Source organism: Corynebacterium choanae, assembly GCF_003813965.1.
In the GTDB taxonomy this organism is placed as follows: Bacteria; Actinomycetota; Actinomycetes; order Mycobacteriales; family Mycobacteriaceae; genus Corynebacterium; species Corynebacterium choanae.
Genome location: NZ_CP033896.1, coordinates 852398 through 874345 on the forward strand (window position 1 = coordinate 852398; position 21948 = coordinate 874345).

General features: G+C 56.4%; 16 protein-coding genes. 10 read left to right on the plus strand and 6 right to left on the minus strand.

Annotated elements, in window-relative coordinates:
• The first annotated feature begins 293 nt into the window (after positions 1-293).
• Entirely contained in the window at positions 294-1655 is a 1362-nt protein-coding gene (locus CCHOA_RS10880) for a DNA polymerase (RefSeq protein WP_245992184.1), read from the plus strand.
• 69 nt (positions 1656-1724) lie between these two features.
• Here the strand turns inward: CCHOA_RS10880 and CCHOA_RS03135 are convergent, their stop codons facing one another.
• The 5 genes from CCHOA_RS03135 to CCHOA_RS03155 all read right to left on the minus strand — a co-directional run bounded on the left by CCHOA_RS03135 (position 1725) and on the right by CCHOA_RS03155 (position 7742).
• Positions 1725-2690: an Abi family protein gene (locus CCHOA_RS03135; protein ID WP_123930715.1), complete on the minus strand. Its 966-nt coding sequence runs from the start codon at positions 2688-2690 to the stop codon at positions 1725-1727.
• Between the two features lie 305 nt (positions 2691-2995).
• Positions 2996-3235, minus strand: a complete 240-nt coding sequence (locus tag CCHOA_RS11185) for an integrase core domain-containing protein (protein WP_123926755.1) — start codon at positions 3233-3235, stop codon at positions 2996-2998.
• Between the two features lie 646 nt (positions 3236-3881).
• Positions 3882-4052, minus strand: a complete 171-nt coding sequence (locus tag CCHOA_RS03145) for a transposase (RefSeq protein WP_281273297.1) — start codon at positions 4050-4052, stop codon at positions 3882-3884.
• Between the two features lie 349 nt (positions 4053-4401).
• A complete protein-coding gene (locus tag CCHOA_RS03150) occupies positions 4402-5844 on the minus strand; it encodes a dynamin family protein (protein WP_123926761.1) in 1443 nt (480 codons plus the stop codon).
• Positions 5841-7742 carry a dynamin family protein gene (locus CCHOA_RS03155; protein WP_123926764.1) on the minus strand — a complete coding sequence of 634 codons (1902 nt, stop codon included), beginning with the start codon at positions 7740-7742 and terminating at the stop codon, positions 5841-5843. Before CCHOA_RS03155 ends, CCHOA_RS03150 begins: the two co-directional genes overlap by 4 nt.
• Positions 7743-8142: 400 nt before the next feature.
• On the opposite strand from CCHOA_RS03155, the gene CCHOA_RS03160 reads away from it, so the two are divergent.
• The 6 genes from CCHOA_RS03160 (at position 8143) to CCHOA_RS03185 (ending at position 16699) form a co-directional block, all read left to right on the plus strand.
• Positions 8143-10488 (plus strand): Hsp70 family protein, encoded by a 2346-nt coding sequence (locus CCHOA_RS03160; protein ID WP_123926766.1) that lies wholly within the window; start codon positions 8143-8145, stop codon positions 10486-10488.
• 139 nt (positions 10489-10627) lie between these two features.
• Positions 10628-11938, plus strand: coding sequence for a hypothetical protein (locus tag CCHOA_RS03165; RefSeq protein ID WP_123926768.1), 1311 nt, complete (start codon positions 10628-10630; stop codon positions 11936-11938).
• A 44-nt stretch (positions 11939-11982) separates the two neighbouring features.
• Entirely contained in the window at positions 11983-13977 is a 1995-nt protein-coding gene (locus CCHOA_RS03170; RefSeq protein WP_123926771.1) for an Hsp70 family protein, read from the plus strand.
• 571 nt (positions 13978-14548) lie between these two features.
• A complete protein-coding gene (locus CCHOA_RS03175) occupies positions 14549-15235 on the plus strand; it encodes a hypothetical protein (RefSeq protein ID WP_123926774.1) in 687 nt (228 codons plus the stop codon).
• Between the two features lie 23 nt (positions 15236-15258).
• Positions 15259-15927, plus strand: a complete 669-nt coding sequence (locus CCHOA_RS03180; protein WP_123926777.1) for a hypothetical protein — start codon at positions 15259-15261, stop codon at positions 15925-15927.
• A gap of 229 nt (positions 15928-16156) precedes the next feature.
• Complete coding sequence (locus CCHOA_RS03185; RefSeq protein ID WP_164472366.1) at positions 16157-16699, plus strand: RNA polymerase sigma factor; 543 nt, start codon at positions 16157-16159, stop codon at positions 16697-16699.
• Positions 16700-16807: 108 nt separating this feature from the next.
• On the opposite strand, the gene CCHOA_RS03190 is transcribed toward CCHOA_RS03185, so the two are convergent.
• Positions 16808-17089: a hypothetical protein gene (locus CCHOA_RS03190; RefSeq protein ID WP_123926783.1), complete on the minus strand. Its 282-nt coding sequence runs from the start codon at positions 17087-17089 to the stop codon at positions 16808-16810.
• A gap of 601 nt (positions 17090-17690) precedes the next feature.
• On the opposite strand from CCHOA_RS03190, the gene CCHOA_RS03195 reads away from it, so the two are divergent.
• Genes CCHOA_RS03195 through CCHOA_RS03205 form a run of 3 tightly spaced genes read left to right on the plus strand, consistent with a single transcriptional unit; the run spans position 17691 to position 21712 of the window.
• On the plus strand, positions 17691-18752 hold the full coding sequence (locus CCHOA_RS03195; protein WP_123926786.1) for an ABC transporter substrate-binding protein: 1062 nt from the start codon (positions 17691-17693) through the stop codon (positions 18750-18752).
• Between the two features lie 36 nt (positions 18753-18788).
• Positions 18789-20522 (plus strand): ABC transporter permease, encoded by a 1734-nt coding sequence (locus tag CCHOA_RS03200; RefSeq protein ID WP_123926789.1) that lies wholly within the window; start codon positions 18789-18791, stop codon positions 20520-20522.
• 26 nt (positions 20523-20548) lie between these two features.
• Complete coding sequence (locus tag CCHOA_RS03205; RefSeq protein ID WP_123926792.1) at positions 20549-21712, plus strand: ABC transporter ATP-binding protein; 1164 nt, start codon at positions 20549-20551, stop codon at positions 21710-21712.
• The last annotated feature ends 236 nt before the right edge of the window (positions 21713-21948 follow it).

Consider the following 21948-nt stretch of genomic DNA (forward strand, 5'->3'; position numbering starts at 1 on the left):
TTAACGCTGCTTTCGAGCGCACTTGACTTTCCACATATTAGGGCCGGTAGTTGAAGCCTCATGGGTGGCGGTGTCACATGGTGTGGACTGCAGCCCTCGGCCTACCGTTGTCATTGGACGGTGTATCCAAGGCGTTGAAGTTGAACGCAAGGAAACTATCCACCGGTAAGGATTTGATTAATTTCTTCTCTGTTCCCGCTAAGTCCTCACTGCTTAACAACGGCCTGACCCGAAACCTCCCCGGCCACGCGCCAGACAAATGAGAACAGTTCAAGACCTAAAACGCAAGGGACGTGGAAGCAGAAGTAGCACTGCACGCCAAACTCTCACCATTCCCTCTGCCTGAGCTGGTGTGGCGCGAGTACTGGGACGGTCAAACCATTAACGACCGACGCATCCACCTGGATTTAGATTTGGCCAATGCGGCGATTGAGTTGAATAAGCAGGTGCGGGAGAAGAACCTTGCCCGCTCCAGCGAGCTGACGGGGTTGAATAATCCAAATTCGCCGTTGCAGCTCAAAGATTGGGTCAACCGACGCGGCATCACCATGGCCACTATGGGTAAGCAGGAAATCCAAGACACCCTCACCGCCACCACTGACTTCATCGTGGAAGAAGTGCTCGCGCTTCGGCTGGAGTTGTCGAAGTCTTCGGTGCGTAAGTACGAGGCGATGACCACCAGCGCTTCACCTGTTGATAGTCGGGCGCGGGGGTTGATGCAGTTTCACGGGGCAGCCCGCACTGGCCGCTGGGCAGGCAGGTTGATCCAAGTGCAAAACCTGCTGTGCACCTACCTTCCTGATCTTGATGCTGCACGCGCCCTTGTGAAGCAACGCAACCAGACCGCACTGGAAATGCTGTACGACTCCGTACCTTATGTCCTCAGCCAGCGCATCCGCACTGCATTCACTCCAAAAGACGGGTGCGAGTTCATTGTTGCCGAGTACTCGGCTATCGAAGCCCGCGTGATTGCCTGGCTCGCTGGTGAAGACTGGAGGCTGGATTTGTTTGGGCGGGGTGAGGATATTTACTGTCAGTCTGCTTCCCAGATGTTCGGTGTTCCTATGGAGAAACATGGGGTGAATGCGCATTTGCGGCAGAAGGGGAAGATCGCAGAACTCGCCTGTGGATACGGCGGCTCCATCGGCGCTTTAGAAAACATGAGAGCCCTCCGCATGGGCTTGAATGCTGAGGAGTTGCCGGGGTTGGTGAGTGCGTGGCGGGAAGCCAACCTCTCGATCGTGAAGTTCTGGTGGACCATAGACCAAGCAGCCCAGCAGACGCTGACTAGCGGACGTCCCGCCACGACTCATGGCATCACTTTCACCCGTGAGGCCGGAATCCTCTTCTGCGCACTCCCGTCAGGGCGTCGCTTGGCCTACCCCGGAGCCACCATCACCACTAGCAAATTCGGACGCGACGTCATCACCTACCAAGGGCAGAACACTGCTAAGCGCTGGGACTGGATCGAGACCTACGGACCCAAATTGGTGGAGAACATTGTCCAAGCAACCGCTCGGGATTTATTGGCCTATGCGATTCAGACCGTGGAGGCCAAGGGGTGGCCAGTGGTCATGCATGTTCACGATGAACTCATCATTGAGGTTCCCAAAAGCCACTGTGACGGTTGCGCAGGTCGCGTCGGCTTTGTGTGAGGTGCCGGCCTGGGCTGCTGGTTTGCCGTTGGATGCGGATGGTTACCGGTGCGACTACTACATGAAGGATTAGATAGTGAGGTTGAGGAAGTTGTTCTTCCAGTCATCGGGGAATCCCATTTCGTCGATGGTGTTCATCGGGAGTGGGGCGTAGGCAGTGTCGATCAGATCGATGACTTTGTGCATCCATGTGCTTCGTGGGGAAGTTGAGCGCAGTAAGAATCCCATTATGAGCAGTGTCCCGTAGAGTCGTTCACTTTGCCCTTTGGGTAAAGAAGACAATAGCGAGATGGTCTTCAAAGCGTTTGTTGAGGCTGGAGTGAAGTAACGATTCCAGAGTCTGGCGTGGTGTGCGCAGGTATTGCGTACTACTGTCAGTTGTTCGCACCACCTAGCTAGTGGGTCTTGAGAGTAGTAACTCTTTTTGTGTTTTGAAACGAGTTTGCCTGGGTCAACGATACAACCAAAAGATTCTGAGATGCGACGTTGATCTGCAATGAACAAACCGTCGAAGAGTTGAGATAGATCAGAAAAATCTAGAACATCGGCCAACACCCAAAATGGATAATCATCGTAATGCGTGCTGTAGTGAGCGATCGCATGGTTACGTTTCTTAGCTCGTTCAACACGCCTCATTGCGGTATCTAGCCTAGAAGTATGGTCGAAGGAATCTCGGAAAATAAGAGGATCTCGGTAAGAGAGCTCGCCTTTACTGAGGAGGAGTTCACCGATGCGTGCTCGTAAAGCAACTTCGATACGTTCCAGTCCATCATGGACGAGAGTGCGGAGTTTGCGGTCGAACTCGTAAAGAGCCACCACATCTGTAAACGAAGTACCTTCGATGAAGTCGTCTAGACGCTGTGGATTCTTAGGGTCAACGTCATCAGGCAATACCCGATAGCCGTACCAGTACCCGGATAGGCGGTAATAGCTGACATTTTTGAGCCACTGCCGAGCGGCAGGCTCATCCAGTGCCATCCCGCGCTCTGTGAGAATAGAAAGCTGCTCCTCGACTGTGCTAGCTCGTTTCATCATTCTCGACACGAGACGCTCCTGGATAGAAATCCAGCCCGTACTCACACCATAAGAGGTGAAGCCGGGCTGAACGATTGATTCAAAGTTAACTCGTGCTAGGCGTCTCGTCAAGTACTACGCCGGCTGAGGCGGAGTGAAGGGGAACGACTCTGAGGTAGAGAGACCACTCTAGTCAGTGCGTGAAGGCTCGTGGTGCAGATATTCGTGCGAGGGTTATAAACCGGCCCGCCTGGAATGAGGGGTCCCCGTTTTTAGGTCCACTACGTTTTAGAGGATCTCACTATTTTCAGCTAGCTTTGTTCATGCTAGCGAACTCCGCAGGGGTGCGATACCCCAGGGAAGAATGCCGGTGATAATTGTTGTGTTCCGCACGAAAATCCGCGATGAACACACGGTAGCTCCAACAGTGATCCGAAATCATGCCTGACCAGGCATTCGTAGCGTCTACGGCGATGAAACGACTCGACCACACCGTTATTCCACGGACTACCCGGAAGAGATGAATGCTTCTTCCCGCCCGGGTTCCACACAACTGTGTCAACCATGAAAAGATACACCCCAAGGCCCGTTATCCATACGCAGCACCTCGGGTGTGCCACGGTGAGCGAAAACTTTTAGGCTTACTCCTGGCATAACCGGTCAGCTGTAATACACCGCTAAAACCAGGTCACGCAGTGATTCACGGGTGAACTCACCTGTCATCGACGCGATTGTACAAGTCTTTCCATCGCTGGTTGTGTGGAACTTACAAATCGATACTCCACACCTGATTCGGTGCTGTGGGACGGCCTGGTACCGGGGTAATCCCTTGGCCTAGACGACGTCGGATCCAACACTGGGGCGGGTAAGTCCTTAACTAGCAACCACAGCCGCCTCAACTTTTTTGATGTTGATGGTCATACCGCAGTCGTGTTTTCAGCCTGAGCCTGAGCACGTTTGAACCCATGACACGGGTGCTTGAGTGAATAGTTTTCAAGGGTGGGGCGTAGCCCTTTATTTGGGTCATCAACGGTCTCTTTACGCTTGACCCGGCGAAACACGCTCCGTGAGATCCCGACAATACTGCAGGCCAGCCGCTGCGAATAGCCTTTTGCGTTGGTCAAGTGTTCTACTGCCCGGCGTTTGGAAGCCGGGGTTTAAGAATTTTTCCCTCCGCGATTTGCATGTTAAGCGTCGATCCGCAATATCTGTTCAGCGACGATACGCCCCAAGTGTTGCGTTTTCGTCGTTCAAGGGTCTTGAGCTCTTGTCATAGCCTTTCGTGTCCATGCCGTTGTATTTTTTGCGCCAGTTGTACAGGGTTGCTTCCGATACGCCCAATTCGGCGGCGATTTCAACAGTGCTCATCCCGGTAGAGGCGATCTTCGCCTGTGCGCTGTCGTTTGCGGACGATCTGTTTTACGGGGAACGGGTTTTACCGGTCGCGAGGTTCCCTTAGAGGGAGAGGGGTGATGAGGCTTTTCGGTGATTGTAGTGCCGAAAAACCGGATGGTTCCTATCAAGTTTCATGGCACCAAAAACGGGGTACCGGTCATCGGGATCTGATGGGTTGCGTGACACTGGGATTAGGGTCGAAACGTTGGCGAATACCAGCTGATCTGTGAGGATTGTCGGGGTGTAGGTGCAGCCGTTGTTTATGGGGGCTAACGTACTGTTGACAGCGGCCTTGCAAATATTAGCGCTGGAGGCTTTCGTGCAGGAAAATCCACTCTTACTCATGAGTCGATGAAAGAGACAGGAGCTGTTCGATGAGGAGTTCTTCCATAGGGGAGCAGAACCCTTGGCGCAGCTGGGAAAGTTCCCGATAGAGCACTGTGGTATCAGCGTCTGCGAAGTGCTGGGAGGTGTCAGGGGTGAACAGGTGCAGCTTGCTGCGCAGGATTGTGGTGGCCAGTGTAACTACTGGGGACGTGGGTTGTTGGCTGGCAAGGCTTTGATAGGTGTCGAAAATAGCCAGGGGCAGGGCTTCTGCACTGGATGTGAGCTGCCGTTGCAAGGTCTGAATGCTGCTGCGCTGGGCAGGGAATTGATAGGGAAGTTGGCGCAGCAGATCGCGGGCGCGTTGTGCGCGGTGGAGGCGTGCCACAGGTAAGAGCTGTGTTTCGATTGTGGCAGTAAGCCTGTCAAATTGGGATTGTTGACACAGCCAGGTGCTCAACGCTGCGGCACCCTGCGGGGCGATATGTCGGCCGCGAAGGAGTCCGTAAATGCCGAGCTTGTCGACGAGTGTGTGTAGCTGTTGTATCGAGCCGGCAGCTTGCTGTGCTGAGGTGGACGAGGTTGCCGGCTGGTGCGTGGCAGAATTGCCGAGTAGGTGTTCTAGCAGTTCAAGGTCGTCTCGTTGGGTGTAGGTGGCAAGCTGCTGGGTGATGTGTTCGGTCAAAGCGCCGGTGTGGCCGGTTTCAGCGAGCAGCCCGGCGACGGGAATGATGGTGGCTAGCTGGTGGGAAAGAGTGTGTGCAAGGCTGGTGGCACATTGTTGAGCTTGACTAATGGGGTCGATTTCGCCTAAGGCTGCCGTACCGATCATGTCGGCACGGGAAAGAATACCGAGGGTGGAAAGTGGGGTGAACGACAGGTCGGCAAGGAGCGCGAGTTCATCGGCGCGTTCGTTGACGTCCAACAGCAGCAGTGCCGCGTCGGCGTGGACGCTTGCCCGCCGTGATTGGGTGATGCCTCGTTCGATGGCTTCTTCGGTGCGGGTGTGGCTGGCCGAGTTGACGGTAAATAATCCGGGGGTGTCGATCAGTGTGTAGTCCCGCAGTGTGGCAATGGGCATAAAGCGTTCTACCCAGGTGATTTCGTGCGCCGGGTAGGGGATGGTGGTGCGGGTTATCGCGGTGGTTGGCAGGCTGTGTTGCTGCCCGTTATGTAAGGTGACCACTGCCCGATCGGGGGCACCATAGTGAAACATGCGCACCATGTTGGTCGTTTCCAGGACTCCTGTTTCAGATACTGGTGCGCCGATGAGTGCGTTGACAAGGGTGGATTTCCCGGATTTCACCCGGCCGAGCACCACGATGCGCGGTGGACTGTGCAGGATTTTCAGTGCTGGTCGGCAGGCGGCTGCGATGGTCGGCGAGAGCCCCATGAGGTCGGTGATGTAGCGTTCCACCCGGTGTTCAACCGCGGTGATGGCAGCATGGTCGGTCATGATGTGGGTTTCCTGGGGTGCTGCGCGGATTCGGCTGGGGTTAGTGTGGCTTCGTTGAGCTGTTGGAGCAGCGAGGAGGTAAGTTCCAGCTGCTGGTTGACAATGGATAGCCCTTGTTCATAGCGGGCTTGTTGCTGTGCCCGGGTGGTTTTGGTCTGGTGTTGCTGGTGGCGGAGTGTGATGATTGCTTGCTGTAGTTCGTCGGTGCGGGCTTGCAGCACATCCCGGTGGTGGAGCACGATTGCTGATCGGGCATGGGTGATGAGCAGTTCTTGAAGATGGTTGCCGAAGCGTTTTGCGGCGATTGCTGCTTCATGTAGCCACTGGTTGAGGGATTGTTTTCCTTTGCGGATAGCTTGAAATCCGAGATTGATTGCAATCCAGCTGGCGCCGGTGATCAGCCCCAAGCCGGTAAACGATACCGCGGTGCCGATCATCGCCCCGATTGCGGAGCCGCCGGTAAACCCCATCATGAGCAGCATCGGATCGAAGAGGCTGAGTTTTCGCGGCGGCAGTTCAGCGGTGGTGAGCTGCTGGTCGGCGATCTCTGCGGTGATGCGTTGGTTGAGTGCTGTTGCTTGGCCTGGTTCCGGGAAGCGGGTGGCAATAATGTTGGTGACCAGGGTGTGCTCCATGGTGGCAAGACTGGTGAGTACAGCCTGTTGAAAATCGGCTTCGATCCGGCTGGTGTAATACTGTGGGTTGGTACGTAAAACTGCCACCCCTTCCCGGTCGATGTGCTGCTGCCAGCGGCGGCGTACCGCATCGACTGCTGCGGCTAGTTGCTGATCAGAGGTGGTACGAAGCTGGCTTAAGTCACGTTGCAGCACATGGTCAAAGCTGGCAGCGGTGCGGGTTGCTTGGGCAAGTTCAGCTTGCAGGGCTGTTTCCTGTGCAGGGGTGGAGTCATTGGCGGCAAGCTCTGCGAGCTGCTGTTGATATCGGTCGGCGACCAGTGCAAGGGCACTGTGGCCGATCCGCAGCGCCCGCCGGGCGCTGAGTAGGGCTCCTTGGGCAAGCTGGGCATTGATGATTTCGCGGAGCGTATCGATTCGGCTGAGCCGATGGTAGGTTGCGGCTGTTTCCGGGTCGGTCGCGGTTAGGGCTTGTATTGCGAGCATCCCTGATACCCCGACGACGGGAAGGTCACGGCCGATGGTGCGGCGCACAATGGCAGCGTTTTCTTCCACGATTGTCTGCCATCCGGTGGGGTTGCGGTCGATGCCGGTGACAGCCACGATCACTGCATCGTTTTCTGCACTGGCTTTGGTGATCAGTTCTAGTTCAGGGGCGGTGATCGGAGTATCTGATTGGCAGACGATCACCAGAACAGTTGCGCGGTCGGCGGTGCTTGTTGCGACGAGCCCAGGTTGGGTGGCTACCCCACCGATTCCTGGCGTGTCGATCACTGCCACCTGTGGGAGGGCGTGGTGTTCGACTGCCACGGTGGCGCGCAGCGGCAACGTGGCTGTGGTGGGCGGCGCTGCTTCAGGTTGGTCAAACGCCGGGGCGACGAGCAGTGGTTGTGTTTGAGCAGTGGGGGCGATGTGCGAACCGGTGGCGGTGATGAGCCGGGTGTGTTCAGCGCGTAGCGCGGGACTGGCGGCAACCACCGCGATCGGAATGGTGGTGTGGGTAGTAACTGTGGCGGGGGTCGCGGCAACACTGCCGACTAGCGCATTGACTAGGGTGGATTTTCCGCGGCCGATCTCCCCGGCGACTACCACCAGCTGCTGTTGGGGACGGGCTTCGAGCTGTGTGCGCATTGCAGTGATGGTTGCGCTAAACGCCCCGAACGCTGCTAGCAGGCGGGTGATGTGGGCAACCCGGGTTTCGACCGCCTGTTCAAGGGCGGCGATGGTTGCCGTTGGTGCAGGGTTCACCTGTGGTGTGTTCACGACAACCTTTCTTTGCGCTAGCGAATGTGTTGCCCACTGATCTTAGCGGTCACAGTCCATCGGCGGGTGACGTTGTATTCTTGCCGGTGATCCGGCTGGTTTTGGTGCCGGTGGCGGTAACCGTTGCCGGTGTTGTTGCCGTCTAACCCCCGCAGAGGCGGCAAATGGGTGTCGCTGGCACCGGCTGTGGATCGGCAACGATATGCGTTTGAAACAACTCTGGGCATCAACCCTGCTGGCATTATCCGAGGTGAGCCCCCCAATGGTGGATGCTTGCAGTAGGTGGTGAGAGCTTTCTCCAGCAGCTGGCAGGAGTGATGCTCGGGTTTACAATGGCGTGCAACGATACACGAGTGTTGTCGTAACGCTCAGGCTTGGTGTTGGTTTCCCGGGGAGGTGAATGGTGTTGTCGCAATGGGAGCTGGCGATTGATATTGGTGCTGCAACGGTTGCGGCGGCACACACAACCGCCCCTGGTGTGGTGCAGGTGTTGCCGCTGGGGCATGCCAGTGACACGATGCCTGCCGGGGTGATGCACACCGACACTGGTATCGAGGTGGGGTTTGCTGCCCAACACAACGCATTGGCCAATCCGGATCGCTATGTGGCAGATCCTATTCGGTGGATGCCGCATGGCAGCTACCCGATAGGGGATTGTTCTTATCCTCTTGCCCCGGCGTTGGAGCAGATTATCGCCGCGGTTGTTGCTGCCGGGCAACGCCATCACAATGGGCAGCTGCCCGCCCGCATTGTGGTGACCCACCCGGTGGAATGGGCGGATGATGAGGTGCTTCGGCTCGTTGCTGCGACCCGTCAGGTGGTGCCAGAGGAAGTAGCGGTCGATACAGTCGCCGAACCGGTTGCGGCCTGTGCCAAATATTGTGCCGACCATTCTTGTGTGGTCGGCACCACCTTGGCGATTTTCGACTGTGGTGCGGGCAGTCTTGATGTGGCAGTGGTGAAGATTACAGATTCCGGTACTAGTGTGCTGGCTGCCCGCGGTGATCGCAGCTTGGGTGGGCGAAGCTTTGATGCGCTGCTGGCCGCCTGGGTGCACAATCAGCTTGCCGCCGATGTCGTTGACGCATCCGCGTCTTCCCCGATGGCGGCGCCGCGGTTGCAACAGGAGATAACCAACGCCAAAGAGCTGTTATCGACAACCGCAGAAACCACGCTCACGCTTGCCCGGGTGCCGACGAACACACCACTGCAGCTTTCCCGGGAAGAGCTCGAGACGGTTCTTGCGCCGGCTGTGCGGCGGGCTGGTCGACTGCTGCAGGAAACACTCGACGATGCACAGCCTGGTGGGGATGCGGTGGTGGATGCGGTGCTGCTAGTGGGTGGTTCCACATTGATACCGTTAGTGCGCAACCATGTGGAACAGCTGCAGCCAGTAGTCCGGTTCGATGATCCGATGAGTGTGGGAGTCTGCGGAGCGCTACAACGTTCTGCCGCACAGCAGCCACCGCCAGCCACCACGGCTGCATTTGCTGATGTACCACTGTTGCAGTACGAATCAACCAACCCAGGAGACCAGCAGCGGGAGGATGATCAAGCAGAAGATCAACGCCTGCGAGAAGGTACTGCAGCCCAATGTTCCCAGGCATCGGCGACAGCAGTGCACACCAAGACACCGGGGCTGTCGCCAAATCCTGTGCCGCCACCTGCCGTGGCTTATCACACAGGTGATGGGCTTGGATCCGCCCCAGCTGAGCCGTTGACACACCACATGCCGGGGTCGGCGTCCACCTCCCAGCTCTCTGGGCAATCGTCGCCACCTGCTGGGCAAACCCCGGCAGCGGGGCTATCTTTCGGTGCTGCCGCCTCGTCGCAAACGTTGCACACCCCGTCCCCCCGTGCCGCTACTGCACGACCGGGGCCGTCGACTCCCTTGCGGACAATGGTCGATCAGCTGCGCATCGCGCAACAGCAGGAGGCTACCACCACTTCCCGAAACTGGTTTGTGGCCTCCAGTGTGGTGTTGCTGCTCTGTGTGCTGCTGGCCATCGCTGTGGTGGGATATCAGCATGCCCAAGACCGTGCAGAATCTGCGGCTAGCCCGCCGGCACCTTTGTCCACCCCCAATCCACTGCTGGCAGGCCTTGTGCCCCTCTGGGATCCCGCAGCGCTCCACGATGTGGTGGTTTCCCGCATTGATCAACGCTATCTCGCGAATCCGGCGCAGTTTGCAGCCTTGGAGGAAACATTTAGTCATCTTCCACCAGGTTTCGCCTATCGGCTTGGGGGATGTCTCACCTTGGCTGATGTTGATCCAGCCAACCCTATCGTGCACACCACCGCAGGGATTTTCGCCCTTGACCCGGCACCCCTTTCTCACCTGCCGGCAGCATCGGAAGCCGCAATACCTGCCGAGCGGCAGCTGCTGTGCCGGATGAACCTTGCCGGGTTTGCTAGCGAAACTGTGACTATCACCGTCGACCGGGTCACCATGCTGGAGGCGCTGGTTGCTGCTGAACAATCCGCTGAACGGTTCGCGATCCGCCGCGGCGGCCACACGAGTCGGCCGGTAGCCGATCCAACGAATCTTCACCAGTCGGCACAAACCATTGATGTTGACACCGCGCGACTTACCGGTCCGCTGCCGCCGGATGCATCGATTCTGTTTTTTGCACATCAGCGCTGGCAGGTGGTGCTTCCCGTCACTGACACCGTCATTTTTCCAGCCTGGTTACAGGATGAATCCCCGCAAGATCAGCTGAAAACACTTCGCAGTATTGGCCTGTAATCCGAGCAAACTGCAGCACCGTTGATCTGCTGCCGGCAGCAGCACTTCCCTCTTTCATCACACCAGCTATTCGATAAATATCAATCTAAGATAAGGGTTTGTGTAAAGTGCGCTAAAAGTCGCATGGAATAATACTGGTATGCATGTTCACGTAACCCGCCATCATCTTGCTCGCGCCACCGCTGTGGTAGCCGCATCGGCGCTGCTGATGGCTGGTTGTTCCACCGGCGATTCAGTCTCCACACCGGCTGCAAGCAGCCCGGTAGCCGCCTCCCAGGAGCAACTCACTCCCGCCCAGCATGCCTTCGTTGATTTGCTCACCACCGATGATCTCACTGCGGCGGATGAGCAGGCCTATGCGGCAATGCAACAGGTGGTGTTGCTCTCTGATGTTGATGACAACATCACCACGCAACTGTTTGCCCCGATCGTCGGTGGCGCAGAGATTGCCGACTTGGGCTGGTTTTTCGACGGCGCTTCGTTGACGCCGGTCGCCGATGACATCACCTTGGTGACTATCAATCAGGGCGTCGGGTCGGTGGAGCCTGCCCTCGACGGGGATCCCAACTATCGTGGTGTCAACCTTGAAACGCTGCATTTCACCTCTGAAGCGGCAGCAACCCGTGCAATGGAGCTGCTGCAACCTGCCGCCATCAATCTCAGCCGGCCGATGGAAGGTGCCATAGAGCAGCCGATCAATCCGCGGCTGGAAGGCTACGATAAAGCTTTGCAAATTAGGCTTGGGGATCAGTATTGGACAGCAGTGTTTGTGCAAGTTGGTCGGGTGATCAACATCATCAACATGGGGACGAAATCGACAGCAGACTTCGCTGACTTGATCAACGCCGATATTGCGGCGATCACCGCCGGCTCCAGGGCGGCACAGCAGCGTCCACTGCTGGCACCGCAAGAACCACGACTGGGCAAACTGACCGGTACCCGATCGACGATGCCGTATTCCCAAGGGGTGCTGCAGGCGTTGTTGACATTGCCGTTTGTGGACGCGTCCGCTGCGGCAGCAGCATTCGACGATGTGGCGCTGGTGCAAGCTGAAGGTAATCGCACCGGGGGGATTGTGCTGCGTTTCGCCAGCGCTGATCAGGCACGTATCTTTGCCGACCGAATCAACCAGCCGCGGGAAGAGCTTGTGCGTCCCTTGACGGTGCCGAATGCGGATGCAGACGATCGCTGCATTGTGGCCCAGGTCAGCAAATATTATCGGGTGATTTGCACCAGCGTGTTCGACGAGATGGTGGTGATCAACGACGCCGAATCCCCAGCCTTGGAAACTTTGACTGAACCACCAACGGATGCGCAGCTCAGCGACATTGCGCAGGAGCGCATTGCCCAAGCGAAAGATTTGCGGCAGGCTGTTGCAGTCACTGGCTATCTTGCCGAGTTGCAAAACACCTCACCTGCTGGGGTGATCGATAACCGCTGGCCACGCTAGTGACAAGACAGCAGTAAACGGTGTTGGCAGGAGCAGACGCGAGCATGGCGCAGCCTTGGGGTGTAAGCATCGATATTGGTTCAACTAACACTGCCGGCGCCTATTGGGATGCGGATTCGGCGGAAGTGCGCCCACTGCGGCTTTCTCAACACGCACAAACAATGCCTTCGCTGGTGGTGTGCACCAACACTGGTCAATGGTTGTGTGGTGCGGCTGCCGTAGCAGCCCAATTCGATCCCACGGCAACCGTGGTCACCAGCCCTAAACTCCTGCTTGATACTGCGCATCTTCGCCGCGATCCTACCGGTTATCCACCGCATTCCGCTGGCGAACCAGGCCTTGGGCTGCAACGCTTCCAACCAGATGCTGCTCTGTCACCGGCGACAATTGCGAAAAAGGCCACAGCTGCACTGCTGCGCCACATTCTTCACATTGCCGCCCAGGCGCATGGGGGAATAGCCCCATCAGTGCTCATCCTCACCCATCCCATGAGCTGGCCTGATGAGCTCATCAACGACTATGTGCATATTGCAGCCTCTGTGACCAGTGCGCTAGTGGTTCCGGTTGCAGAACCCATTGCCGCCGCCTACCACTATCAGACCACCCAGGTTGCTGCCGCACCCCGCCGCTGTGCGGTGGTTGATATCGGCGGCGGCACGCTTGATGTGGCAGTCATCGACCGTGATCCCCAAAGCGGTGTGATGACGGTGATCGCCACCGGTGGGGAAGCGATCGGTGGCCGGCGCATCGATCAGCAAGTGTTTACCTGGCTGGAATCAACCCTGCTACGACAAGGCCACCCGACCGCGGATCTGGGCAGGACACCGTCGCCGGCACAACACGAGGGAGTGGTGGCGCAGTCGGATACTGCAGCGCATAATTCGGCCGACTCGCTTGCCCTATGGGCAGCAATCACAACCGCGAAAGAAGTGCTCTCTGATGCGGCGCAAGCCCATATTGCCGTGCCGGGGGATCAGCCACGGACCGTGCAGCTCACCCGCGACGAGTTCAGTGCATTAATCACTCCGACAGTGCAGCGAATGGTTGAGCTCACCGGGCAGGTGCTGCAAGACGCGAATGATCTCCGCCCGGTAGATCCTGCGGGTGAAACCGATTTTCAACTGTTCCTTACCGGCGGCGTGTCGCGTATCCCTGCCGTGCAGCGGCAGCTGGCATCAATCGCCCCGATAGCCACCCTGGATGATCCGAAAACTGTTGTGGCCCGAGGTGCGCTTCCCTACGTGTTGGAACAAGTGTTGCCACAGCAGCTAGCCACCAGCGACCACGCGGTAGATTCTGCACTGGCGCAGGTTGTCACCCGGTGGCATGCGGCAACATCACCGGCAAACACCACCGTCGCTGCCACTTCGGCGTCAACTCCCGCAGCGGCGGCCACAGCAGCCTTGGCGCCGCATGGATTTTCTGTGCGACGGCGACCGCGTATGCTTCGGCGACGGCGGCTAGTCGGTTATTTGGGAGGTATCGCATTATTGTGTGGGGCAGGCCTGTTGGCCTGGGGTATAGCCGCCGAAAAACCGCCAATATCGACAACTGCTAATAACGATTGGCGAAAATCCGCCACGCAGGAAGCCCAACCGACCGGCGACCCTAGCCCGGACTATCGTTCCGTGGCACAACTTCGCGCAGTGTTTCCGCCCGCTTTTGCACAACGTTTGCAAGACTGTGCCCCAGTGGCGAACACGGACAACTATGCGACGGCGGTGATGCTGCACTGTGACTATCACACAATCGATGACCAGTTGATTGCGGTCGAAATTATTGGCGATGCTGCCACCCGGAATCGGATCGCCAGCAGTACCCGAGCAATCCGCGGTGGGCTAGGCACCCATGCCTCCCCGTTGCCGGATTTGGGGCGAGATATTCGCGTACTCGGGGTGGAAGGCGACATTATTGAATCACTGCCGTTAGGGATCATGGTCGATATGGATCGACCCCAACCCCTTGCAGTGATGGAGGACATCGCGGCAATGCTCACCGCGGATACGGCGTCTTCATCGCTTTCGCCGGAGCATCACTAAACAACAGGCACTTAAGTTCCCGCGTCCTGCCTGCACCCTAGCCGACGAAGCGACATCGCTTTATTGCCTGGTAGCTGCAATAGTTTCCGGCGCAACACCCAATTGCTGTCGCCGCATTTTTTCACGGAAGCCCCCCGACCGATGCTCCTTCCGACACAGACCTTCCGGCACAGACACTCCGGCACAGATACTGCGTAACACTGCTGCAGCGGTCGGCGCCATCCAACCATGCCCCCGGCTGCCGCGATATGCCATCGGCCAACAAGGAGCCGGCCAGTCGTTCATTCGGCAACGAAGCCCAAGTATCGAAAGTCTTGGTGTAACCACTTGGGTGGGTGGTTGCGTCCAACCCTGCAGACGTATTCCGCTGCTTTTCCGAACAGCAACGGCAACTCGGTGGCAAGGCACCACCAGCAATACCAGTCGAAACTATCGGATGCAGCCGTTGCCCGGTGAGACGTTGCCGTTTCGGAATACCACCACTTGGTTCGGTGCTGTCGTTAGACCATGCCACAGCCGTGGAATTGTTGTTTCATTTTGCCGTCACACAGATCGCCGGAAGGGGTGCGCTATGACATTGCAGATACCAACGCTGTCACCGACTCCTCCCCGCATCAATCTTGATGTGACCTTGCCGGGTGACCTGCCTGCGGTAGAAGGCATATTCCACAATAGTTTCCCCTGGGATTTGCAATGGTGGCGGCCACGGGCAGGACAACCGAGCCGCCTGCAAAGTGTGGTTGCGGCTTTACACGAACACGCCACATCGTTGCGAATTCGCCATCCGCACACCACTGCCCGAATCCTGCAAGCCGCCGCCTTATCACCTCAAGTCAGCCCACACAGCTGTGCACACAGCGATATCAGCAGTGAACGGGCTTGTGCTGATCTGATCTATCAATTCGACTGTGGACACGGGGTGATTGCGTGCACCGCCACACCACTGCTACCAGGACAAGTGCGTTTCGCCCAAGCCACGTTACGGCTGCCACCGGCAGTGGTAGTGACCGAAGTGAATACGTTCACCAACACGGTGCAGCTCACAGCAGTCGATGATCCGTTTGGGCAACAACATCGGGTGGAACTGTCAACTTTTCTCCACAGCTGGCAGGCCACCCGTTTCACCATGATCATTATCGCCGCGAATACTTTCGATTCCGTACACTGCGAAGGTGAACAACCTCTCTGGGGGCATCATCGACGGTGGCCGGTAGCTGGGTATCGTCCGGTGTGTTTTCCAGGAGAGGTAGGTGCGTGATGAGTGAAGGAGCAGTGCTCGATATGACAGAGTTATCCAAACTCTTTGCACAAATCAATCTTGAATCTGCAACATTTCAACGGCTGCTTGACGCAGCCGTAGCCGCAGATGCGCCAATCGACGACGATTTGGTGCCCGATCCAAATGAAATCATCGAGGTCGACGAATCCGACGATTTTGACCTGTTGGCTTCGCTCGCCGAGGACATTCCCAGCGAAGAGCGCACCGCAAGTGATGATCAGGTGTACTCCGGCAGTGAAGCTCCTGTGGAAACCACCGGTGACCATGCCTCTGATCCGGATCAGTGTGATATTGATACCGACCCATTAGCCGGGGCTGCACCACAGTCAGCACTCCCGGAAGCCGGCTCAACCTGGCCGATAGCTGAAGTGGATTTATCTTATGCGGCAGCAGATTCATCATTTGCCGCCGATCCGGGAGCACAATTTCGTGAAACCCTCCCCGAGTTCCAAGACTCTTCACCTGCTGCGGGCACCATTCACACACCAGACGCCGCGGCAGATCCGTCGTATTACTCGGCCACGCTCATGCCATCTTCAGACATCTTCGACGATGGTTCCATACACACCGACACCGCCTTCTTTGACGGTGAGATAGCACCTAGCTTTGAACGTGAACCCTTTGCATGGGATCACGACAGCGGGGGCGAAGGTTTACCGCCGATGTCATAAGCAGTGCACACTTTTTACTGCATATTAGCCCCCAAGAAGTTGTGACTACTGTAAAAAATCTTTCACCTTTTCCTGTTGATTTTGTCTCCCTCAGGCAAGCCGGTGACCGCTGGCAATCCCTAGGCGGAGAAAACCACAACCTGCGAATGCAACAGCATCGATGGTTGCGATAACGGGCGGGAAAGAAGGAAGCTTGGCAGTTGAGCACATGTTCCAAGATTGCGAGCCCATGACCGACAAAGAGCTGATCGAGCGAGCTGCCGCCGGCGACGAGCGTGCTTTTACTGCGCTTATTCAGGCGTACCGCGACATCATCTGGCGTATCTGTTTGGCACATATCCAAGACCAACATGATGCCGAAGATGTTTTTATGGCAGCGATTACCAAGGTTTGGGCTAACCTGCACCAGTTCCAAGGACGCTCGTCGTTTTCTACTTGGGTGTATCGCATCACTTCGAATTGTGCGATTGATCATCATCGGAAATTCTCGAAGCAGCGAGAACAAAGTCTTGATGAGGCAGTGTTCAACGATCCGCTGTTACAGGATCGCGGCTCGAGTACGGAAGCGCGGGTGGAAGATTTAGAGCTTGCAAACCGGGCATTGTCGCTGCTGAGTCCCGCCAGCCGGGAAGCAATCATCCTTTTTGAGGTGGCGGGGCTGAAAGTGAAAGAAATCGCAGTCCATCAAGGAATTTCTGTCACAGCATGCAAGCAGCGTTTGCGGCGGGCGCGGTTGAAGATGGCGACGGTACTCGACGAGATTGAGGATTAGCGCACCTAAAAAATTGCAATGCTCAAGGTTGTTGACTCGGGGGTTGCGGGGTAACGGCACGTCAATGTGGAACCGAGGGGAGCGGTTTTCGTCGCTTGCACGATGCGTTCATTTTGGATTGTGGAAAATCGCAGCCGGCCGATAACTGCGCGGTGTTGCAGCGTTTTTGGTATTCGACCAAGAGCGAGCAAAATAAGCAATATCTTTTTGCAATGCGATGGTGATGCCGTTTTCGGAAATCTCGCACAGGACAAATATGCAGTAGAAGCCTGGAATGTCTGATGGTCGAATGCTGGTGCTGTCGGCTTGCAGGAATCGAATTCGACTCACCGTAAACGTCCACGACTTCGAATAAACCTCCCAATGACGAGTGAGCACCCGATTAGTCACTCACTGGATAGGTTATTGACTGGTGTGTTGAGCGCGGATAAACGGTTTCGTAGGGCTCTGCCGGATGGGTTTACCAGTAAAGCTGGTGTGTTGTGCGCCACTGGGTGTTAGCTACTCCACGACCGCTGTGAGCTGTGATTGTGCCTGTTGCGCTGCATAAATTAGTTTGGCCTAGCCATGAGAGTGGAATAGCTGCAGGGTATGTCAAGGGTGTAGTGAAGTGTAGTTCCGGTGAGAATTGGAGAAAACAAACGCTGCCAATCACGGGTGAGTAGCGCGTGCGTGGGGGTACCTGTCAGGGGGCTAAACCGGCAGCTCACAGCCGCCTCAAGGGGGAGTTTTCCAAGATAGTCGGGGGTAGTTGAGGGGGTTCAAGTTTTTATGAATATTATCTCAGTGTTCGGCAGGGTGAAGCGCTCCACGGGGCAGCGTTACGATTCGTGCAACAATAGATGACCAGTGGTTTTCCGATATTTTATTAGATTGTTGCCGGCCGTAATTTTCTCCAGCATTCTATTGACCGCCTTCTGACAGGACAGTTACGCTTGTCGCGCAGGAATAATCCTGTGGTCTACAACACGACAGCACAGAGGTGTCGAATATGAAAAAGCTTTCTCTCCTGGTTACATCACTCGGCGCTTGCGCCCTGGCCTTGGGTGCTTGTTCAGCGCCAGAGGGGTCACAGGATGCAGCTGGTGGTGCAGCAGCTGGTAGCGCCGACAAACTGACGATCGCTTGCTCCCAGCAGGAAGACTTCTGCCAAAAGATGACCAGCGCTTTCCAGGAAGCCTCCGGCATCAACACCACCTATGTTCGTCTCGGCGCGGGTGAAGTGCTTGCCCGTCTCGGCGCCACCCAGGGCGAATTCGATGTTTGGTCTGGCGGCCAAGCTGAAAACCACCTGATCGCCGCAGATAACGGATGGGTTGAAAACTATGTTTCCCCGAACGCTGCAGCATTGCCTGAAAAATACAACAATGCCGCGGGCGTCTGGTCTGGTTTCTACACTGATTCGATTTCCTTCTGCTACAACAAGGAAGAACTTGACCGGCTCGGCGTTGATGCACCGAAGTCTTGGGAAGATCTCCTTAATCCAAAGCTGCAGGGACAGGTCGCAATGCCGCACCCAGCAACTGCAGGGGTTGGCTACATGGTGCTCTACACCGTCAACCAGGTCAATGGTGGCGACAATGCAAAGACCCTTGACTATCTCAAGTCGCTGAACAGCAATATTCTGCAGTACTCGAAGTCGTCGGCAACCTCCACCGAGATGGCTGGCCGGGGCGAAATTGCAGTCGGCTTGGCACTGGATTCCGACTGTGCAAAGGCCAAGGATGCAGGGTTCGACAATCTTGAATACTCCTACCCGGCAGAGGGAACCGGTTATGAAGTCGGATCGGTTTCCGTACTCAGCGGTGGCAAGAACAAGGAAGCAGCCAAGCAGTACATGGATTGGATCTTGAGCACCGACGCACAAGATCTCTACTCGGATGTTCCTTCCTTCGCTGCCCCAACCAACCCTGATGCGAAACTCGGCGACAATGTGCCGCCACAGTCCGACATTAAGACGGTGAACTGGGACGTGAAAGAAGCAGCCGCAAACCGGGAAGGGCTGATTGGCGACTTCGAAAAGGAAATCTCGAACCGCTCTTCCGCCAAGTAACTAACCCCGTCAATTCTGGTCAAGGTGAGGACAACTATGTCTGTAGCGACACAAGCAGCGACCGCCCCGCAGACCACACCACCCCCGAAAAAAGGCGGCAAGCAGAAGAAAGTGGCAAAGGATCCAAAGCTGGCGATCCTTGCTACTGTTGTGCTGCTGGCGCTGGTGATGGTGGTTGGTCTGCCGACGGTGAAAATTATTACCGCCGGGCTTAGCCCGGTTGGGGTGCAGGCCTTTCTCGACACGTTCAGCTTAAGTGGTGGCGCGTTTTTTAACTCCATCATTTTAGGGACGCTCGTCGGCCTGCTCGGCACGTTTATCGGTTTCATCACCGCTTTCGCGCAGGTGCGCCTCGAGTTCCCTGGCAAAAAAATTGTGCACTGGATTTCTTTGCTGCCGGTGATCTCACCGCCGTTTGCAATTGCCACGGCAATTGTGACGCTGTTTGGTCGACGGGGCATTATCACCCACCAGCTGTTCGGCCTTGATTTCGATATCTATGGCCTGCACGGTCTGGTTATTGTGCTCACCATGACCTTCACTCCGGTTGCCTATATGAACATTCGGGGTATGTTGGCCAACCTGGATCCTAGTCACGACGAAGCAGCGGAATCTCTCGGCTACTCCGGGTTGGGGATTCTTTTTAAGGTGACCATCCCTATGGTGCTGCCGGCTCTGCTGACCTCCTTCCTTATTCTGTTCGTGGAAGGACTCGCCGATTTGGCGAACCCGCTGGTGCTTGGCGGTAACTATAAGGTGCTAGCCAGCCAAATCTATTTTGCTGTTGCCGGTGAAGGAAACGTCGCGAAAGCCGCAGGTATCTCGGTATCACTGCTGCTTCCATCGTTGGTGGTGTTCTTTATTCAACGGTATTGGGTTGGTCGTAAATCCGTGGTCACAGTCACTGGTAAACCAGCTGGCCGGCCACGGATGGTCACTGACAAAGCAGTGAAAATCCCGGTGCTGATCTTCATGTTCGCCTGGGTCGGTCTCATTGTGCTGATGTACCTGTCAGTATTTATTGGTGGATTCACCAAGATCCTCGGGGTGAATAACACCTTCAGCCTGGAGCACTACGAATTTGTGTTTAACCTCGGCTCGTCGGCAATTGTCACCACCTTGTGGATGTCGCTGATTGCTGCTCCGATCGCCGCACTGCTGGGTTTGCTCATTGCATGGCTGGTAGTTCGCTACTTCAAGCGTTTCGCCGGACTTGTTGACCTGTTCGGTATGCTCGGCAGCGCCATCCCCGGCACTGTGCTTGGTCTTGGTTTTGCGCTGGCCTACTCGGTACCAACCTGGTTCTTAGGGCATCAAATTCTGCCTCCTCTGGCGGGCGGTACCGCTGTTGGCGCCGGTGCGATCGCAATTATCATGGTGTTTATTGCCCGTGGTATTCCAACCGGTCAACAGGCCAACATTGCAGCTCTGCGGCAGATTAATCCGCAGATTGAAGAAGCAGCCGTATCTCTTGGTGCCTCGCAGACAACCATGATTCGGAAAGTCACCTTCCCGCTGCTGGTGCCCTCCATGGTCAGTGCCATCACCTTCGCTATCACCAAGTCGATGACGGTGATTACTGCGATTATCTTCATTACCACCCCGCAAACCAAGGTGATGACCGCCCAGATCCTCGACGAAGTGGATGCTGGTCGGCTGGGTAACGCGTTTGCATACTGTACGTTGCTGATTGTGCTGGTGCTTATTGTCCTTGGTATCACTTCGCTGTTTATCAAGTTCTTCACCAAGAATCTCGCTAACACCAAATAATTCGGGAAAGTCGGTGCTTTTTCATCATGTCTCTTACTTCTCACGCCACCCAGCAGCCGGCAAGCCTTGAGCTGCGCAATATCTCTAAGGTGTATCCCACGAAAAAAGGCAATGTCACTGCAGTCAGTGATGCCAATTTGGTGATGGAACCTGGCGAATTTGTGACGTTGCTTGGCCCTTCCGGCTGCGGGAAAACCACCAATCTGCGGATGATTGCAGGCTTCGAATCGCCAACTACCGGTGAGATCCTGCTCGACGGCGTCGATATTGTGAGCGTCCCGCCGGCGAAACGTCCGATGTCGATGGTGTTTCAGTCGTACGCGCTGTTTCCCCACCTGTCGGTGCGGGAAAACGTAGCGTTTGGCTTGCAGCTTGATCGGAAGTTGTCAAAGGCTGAAATTTCCAGCCGGGTTGATTCGGCAATGGAAGCGATGGGCATCCTCGAGTATGCCGACCGCGGTCCGCATGAGCTTTCCGGTGGTCAGCAGCAGCGTGTTGCGCTTGCTCGCGCACTTGTGATGGAACCTCGGGTGCTGCTGTTTGACGAGCCGTTGTCGAACCTCGACGCGAAGTTGCGCGATCAAATGCGCTTCGAGATTCGCCGGATCCAGCAAGAACTGGGGATCACTTCGGTGTTTGTGACCCACGATCAGGACGAGGCCATGACCATGTCCGACAAGATCGTGGTGATGTCCCGTGGTCGTGTTGAACAGGTCGGCACCCCGCAGCAGGTGTACCGTCAACCACGCAGTAAATTCGTGGCCGAATTCCTCGGCTCGGCGAACTTTTTACCAGTGCAGGTCAGCGCTCCCGAGGCTGTCACGACACCGGCAGGAAACCCGGGATTCCGCTGTGCAGTGACCTTACGGGATCGTACTTTTGCAGTCGCTGCTGCTGATACGGTCACCGGACCTGCCGCTGAGTTGATGATTCGTGCCGAGGATCTGCGGCTGGCTGACCAAACCGGGGAGCATGATGAAGCACACTGGTATATCGACGGTCTGGTTGCTTCCTCAGCATTCCACGGCGATGCAATCAACTATGTTGTTGACACGGTTGACTACGGTCAGTTGAAAGTAAAGGTTTCCGGCACTGCCGACATGGTGCCTACCGGTAAGGCAGTCACGGTGGTTGTGGATCCTGCTCGAAGCTGGATCATTCCACCAGCCCCGGCTGCCGCCACCAGCTAGGTGTTGGTTGCCGCACAGTACCGCATAAGGTTTTCCGCTGGTGGGGTCTAGTTCCTGCTGGTGGCAGAGGTGAAGCATAATCCAGCCGCAGGTGGGCGATAGTTCGACGTAGCCGTGCCGCCCCCCTGCACTCTGGGCAGCCATTTGCGAACACCAACAAACCCGTCGATACGTTTCGTATCGGCGGGTTTTGCATTGTAATGCTAAACCCAGCTCTGTGCAGCTACTTGTGGAAC